This is a genomic window from Xanthomonas sp. SHU 166 (genome assembly GCF_000364685.1).
GTDB lineage: Bacteria > Pseudomonadota > Gammaproteobacteria > Xanthomonadales > Xanthomonadaceae > Xanthomonas_A > Xanthomonas_A sontii.
On the sequence record NZ_AQOJ01000512.1, the window covers coordinates 1 to 4,429 of the forward strand.

5 protein-coding genes are annotated in these 4,429 nt (G+C 70.2%); 3 read left to right on the forward strand and 2 right to left on the reverse strand.

All coding sequences use genetic code 11. The features are described 5' to 3' along the window. On the forward strand, window positions 1-379 hold a 379-nt coding region (locus tag D180_RS13060), incomplete at its 5' end, for a phospholipase domain-containing protein (protein ID WP_017913136.1). Window positions 380-481: 102 nt separating this feature from the next. Here D180_RS13060 and D180_RS13065 read toward each other — a convergent pair. Next, window positions 482-1,405 (reverse strand): alpha/beta hydrolase, encoded by a 924-nt coding sequence (locus D180_RS13065; RefSeq protein ID WP_017913137.1) that lies wholly within the window; start codon window positions 1,403-1,405, stop codon window positions 482-484. 292 nt (window positions 1,406-1,697) lie between these two features. Further along, entirely contained in the window at window positions 1,698-2,606 is a 909-nt protein-coding gene (gene bla, locus D180_RS13070) for a class A beta-lactamase (RefSeq protein WP_043090967.1), read from the reverse strand. 98 nt (window positions 2,607-2,704) lie between these two features. On the opposite strand from bla, the gene ampR reads away from it, so the two are divergent. Further along, window positions 2,705-3,583 carry a LysR family transcriptional regulator AmpR gene (gene ampR, locus D180_RS13075; RefSeq protein ID WP_017913139.1) on the forward strand — a complete coding sequence of 293 codons (879 nt, stop codon included), beginning with the start codon at window positions 2,705-2,707 and terminating at the stop codon, window positions 3,581-3,583. A gap of 140 nt (window positions 3,584-3,723) precedes the next feature. Continuing rightward, the gene (locus D180_RS13080) at window positions 3,724-4,080 is read left to right on the forward strand and encodes a hypothetical protein (RefSeq protein ID WP_232760488.1); all 357 of its coding nucleotides are present in this window, start codon (window positions 3,724-3,726) and stop codon (window positions 4,078-4,080) included. Window positions 4,081-4,429: the final 349 nt, after the last annotated feature.

Sequence of the window (4,429 nt, forward strand, 5' to 3'; positions counted from 1 at the left end):
CGACCTCAGCGCCCCGCTGCTGCAGGCCGAGATCGTCCAGGAGCCGACCGACGCGCAGGCGCTGTGCCTGGTCCTGCGCAATCCGGGTGCCGCGCCACTCAAGGTGTCCCTGGAACCGGCCGCCTACGCCCAGGCACAACCGCGCCAGCGGGTGACGCTGGCGCCCGGCGCCGAGCAGCGCATTCGCTGGAATGCCAAGCCGAGCGGCGGCTGGTACGACCTGTGGCTGATCCAGGACAACGCCCGCCAGCGCCTGGCCGGCCGCGTGGAAACCGGCAAGCCCGGCATCAGCGACCCGGCCATGGGCGGGGCGGCGCGACTGTATCAGGAGCCCGCCGGAGGCGGGCGGGATTCGGGAATCGGGATTGGGGATTCGTAAAAGCAGCTTCCGCGCGAGTTCGGGCTAGGACGCACGATTCGGGATTGGCAGAGATGCATCAGCGTGCAGGCACCGCTCTTGCGAATCCCCAATCCCGACTCCCTAATCCCGGCCCTCAAGCACCCCGATCGTCCGCAGCCAGGTCTCCACCAGCTGCGGCCACTGTGCGATCGGCAGGTTCTTGGCGCGCAGGCCGAAGGCGTGGCCGCCCTGGGCGTAGATGTGCATTTCCGTCGGCACGTCGGCATGGTTGAGTGCGACGTAGTACGCCAGCACCTGCGAGACGCCGTCCACGTAGTCGTCCTGGGCCTGCAGCAGGAAGGTCGGCGGGGTGTCGGCGGCGACGCGGATGTCCGGACGCAACGCCAGATCGGTGGGATTGCGGGTGTCGTCGTCCTCGTCCTCGTGCACCCACAGATGGCCGGGATACACGGCGATGGCGAAATCCGGGCGGCAGCTCACGCGGTCGGCGGCATCCACCAGCGGATAGGTGCGCTTGGCGAAATGCGTACTGGTCGCGGCGACCAGATGCCCGCCGGCGGAAAAGCCCATCACCCCGATCTTGTGCGGGTCCACGCCCCAGGTGGCGGCCTGCTGGCGCACCAGGCCCAGCGTGCGCTGCGCGTCCTGCAGCGCGGTCTGCACCTTGGGGTAGTAACGCCGGTCGTTGACCCAGGTCGGCCCGGAGTTCGGCACGCGGTACTTCAACAGCACGCAGGTGATGCCGCGCGAGACCAGCCAGTCGCAGATCTCCGTGCCCTCCAGGTCCATCGCCAGCATCTGGTAGCCGCCGCCGGGAAACACCACCACCGCGGCGCCGGTGTTGTGGCCCTGCGCCGGGTACACCGTCATGGTCGGCCGGCTGACGTTGTCGATCCTGGCCCCGGGCCCAGCCGTTTCCGGCTTCGGATGCGGCAAGGCATCCGGCACCGCGCCAGGCCAGATCGGCACCTGCACGTGGCCCGGTGCGGGTTCCCAGACCCGCGCCTGCGCGGCGTGGGCAGACAGACCGAGGGCAATGGCCAACGAACAGCACACGAATCGACGCATGGGACGCTCCGAACAGGGTTGGGAATGAAAGGGACCGCACGATCAGTGAGCACGGCCGCGGTGGCCGTGGCCGTTGGTACAACGCTGGCGATCGCGCGCGGCGTCGGCACGTGGCGTCACCGATGATCGCGAGCAGCGTCTCGTACGCATGGCTGCGGTTCCCGCTCGTGGGATCAGCCGCGACTGACCTTCGCCATAAAACCTGTCGCAGCCGAAGCCGCGCCTACGGGAGATCGACCTGCATCCGGCGCGACAGCGCGCAACGCGCCTAGCCAGTACGCCGCGTCTGCGCAGGCAGCGAGGCAACGACCGCCTGCGCCACCGCTTTCAGCGTCGCATCGCGCGCGGCGCTGTCGACCGTGGCGCCGTTGAGATAGGCGGTGAGCAGCAGCGGCGTGAGCCGTCCCGGCGCCCAGATGATGGCGATGTCGTTGCGGGTATCGGTGCCGTTGCTGCCGGTCTTGTCGCCGATCTGCCAGCCCGCCGGCAGGCCGGCGCGCAGGCAGTCGTTGCCGGTACGGTTGTCGCGCATCCAGGCAATCAGGCGCTGTCGCGACACCGGCTGCAGTACGTCGCCGAGCAACAAGGCACGCATCGTCGCCGCCATCGCCGCCGGCGTGGTGGTGTCGCGCGGATCGCCGGCGACGAATTCGTTCATGCCCGGCTCGTTGCGGTCCAGTTGTGTCTGCGTATCGCCCAGCGCACGCAGAAAGCGGGTCACCCCGGGCGGGTCGCCGACCAGCGGCAGCAGCAGGTTGGCCGCGGTGTTGTCGCTGTAGATCATCGCCGCGCGGCACAGTTCGACCACGCTGAGGGTGCCGCCGACATAACGCTCGGACACCGGCGCATTCGCCAGCAGATCCGCCTTGCGCACCGGCACGCGCCGCTCCAGGGCCAGTTCGCCGCGGTCGACCCGCTGCAGCACTGCCCCCGCCAATAGAAATTTGAAGGTACTGCACAGCGGGAAGCGCTCGTTCTGGCGCTGTCCGCCGAGCGTTGCGCCGCCGCCGTCGAGCAGGCTCACGCCGAGCCGGCCGCCACTGCGACGCTCGATCTCGGCCAGCCGCTGCGGTAGCGTAGGCGTCGGGTTTTTCGCGTTTTTTGCCTGTGCACCAGCCACGACCAGCAGGCTCGCGCCCATTCCCACACCCTGCAGGAACCGTCGTCTCGTCAGCATCGTCCACCTCCGTCGGGAGCCAGGATGATGGCCGCATTGACCCACCCCCACCAGCGAGGTTATTCAATCGCACCCATGAGCCGAATTGATACCTGGCGATGATCCGTCCGCATCTGCCGTTGAACGCCCTGCGCGCCTTCGAGGCCGCGGCGCGGCACCAGAACCTGACCCGTGCCGCCGCCGAACTGTGCGTGACCCAGGCCGCGCTCAGCCATCAGATCAAACAGTTGGAGGCGCGCCTGGGCGTGGTGCTGTTCCAGCGCCTGCCGCGCGGCGTGGCCCTGACCGACGAAGGCCTGCGCCTGCATCCGGTGCTGACCGAGGCCTTCGACCGCATCGCCGGGACGCTGCAGCGCTTCGCCGGCGGCCGCTATCGCGAGACGCTGAGCGTGGGCGTGGTCGGCACCTTCGCGGCGGGCTGGCTGCTGCCGCGGCTGGACGCCTTCCACGCCGCACACCCGGACATCGAACTGCGCGTGTACACCCACAACAACCGGGTCGACCTGGCCGGCGAAGGCCTGGACCTGGCGATCCGTTTCGGCGATGGCGACTGGCAGGGGCAGCACGCCACGCCGATCCTGGACGCGCCGTTCGCGCCGGTGTGCGCGCCGGCGCTGGCGCCGCTGCTGCGCACGCCTGCGGACCTCGCCAGGACCACCCTGCTGCGTTCCTATCGGCTGGACGAATGGCCGCGCTGGCTGCAGGCCGCCGGCGCGCCCGAGGTGCAGGCGGGCGGCCCGATCTGCGATGCCTCGCTGACCCTGGCCAGCATCGCCGCAGCCGGCCACGGTGTGGCCCTGCTGCCGCTGCGGCTGTTCGCCCAAGACCTGGATGCCGGGCGGCTGGTCTGTCCGTTCACCACCCGCATCGACCTGGGCCGCTACTGGCTGACCCGGCTGCGCTCGCGCGCGGAAAGCGACGCCGCCCGACGCTTGCGCGAGTGGTTGCTGGCCGAGCAGGCCGCACTGGCCGACTGAGCGACACCGCTGCCGCCGCATTGGGCGCCGGGAGCGCTTGGGCACACGCCGGCATGCACCTTGCTTCGCCTACCAGCAAGGCCTGACAGTAATGTGAAGAATTTGTGCACTGCCGCTTGGCGGCCGGGCAGGCCCGAAATATGATCCTGGTCGCAGTCGCACTGTGCGCCGGGGATGGCGCTGACCGTTTCGGGGGAAACATGCTGATGAACCGTGCTGTCCTGACCGCCCGTCCGGGCCTGGTCTCGCGTGACGTCGTGCTGGCAGCCGTCCTGGGCTGCCTGTGTGTGCTGCATCTGGCCTACTTCCTGCGCGGCGGCGCCAGCGAATGGCATTGGGCGCTCAGCGCCGCTGGCCTGGCGCTGATGGCGCTCAAGGCCAGCCTCCGGCCGACGCCGACCGCCCGCCCCTCGCTGCAGAGCCTGCGCTCGCGCACGCCGCTGGACTGGGCGGCGATCGCCGGCGGTCTGCTGGTCGTGGCCAGCGCTGCCGCCTGAGCGGCACGGGCCGGCGCCGCGCGCGTCGGCGGATGCGATCGTCCTCATCCTGCACGGCATGTCCGGCGCGCGCGCAGCCCTGGGCGCTGGCGCAGGCAATGCAGGTGGGACTTGCCGTTGTCTGAGGCGATGCGGCGTCGGGGCTGAAGCCCCTCCCACAGCGATGGGCCGGCTCGCGCTCCGGTCTGGCCTGGAGCAGCGTCAAGAAGCGATTGAAGCCCCTCTCCCACCGGGAGAGGGGTTGGGGTGAGGGTACGCCGACACGCACGGCCGGCCACTCCGCCCCCCAGGCACCCGCACCTCATCCGCCCCTTTGGGGCACCTTCCCCCGAAAAGGGGGCCATGGTCC

Excerpts from the sequence above, each read along its gene's own strand:
- D180_RS13080 (WP_232760488.1), top strand. The coding sequence starts at position 3,724 with ATGATCCTGGTCGCAGTCGCACTGTGCGCCGGGGATGGCGCTGACCGT.
- ampR (WP_017913139.1), top strand. The coding sequence starts at position 2,705 with ATGATCCGTCCGCATCTGCCGTTGAACGCCCTGCGCGCCTTCGAGGCC.
- bla (WP_043090967.1), bottom strand. The coding sequence starts at position 2,606 with ATGCTGACGAGACGACGGTTCCTGCAGGGTGTGGGAATGGGCGCGAGC.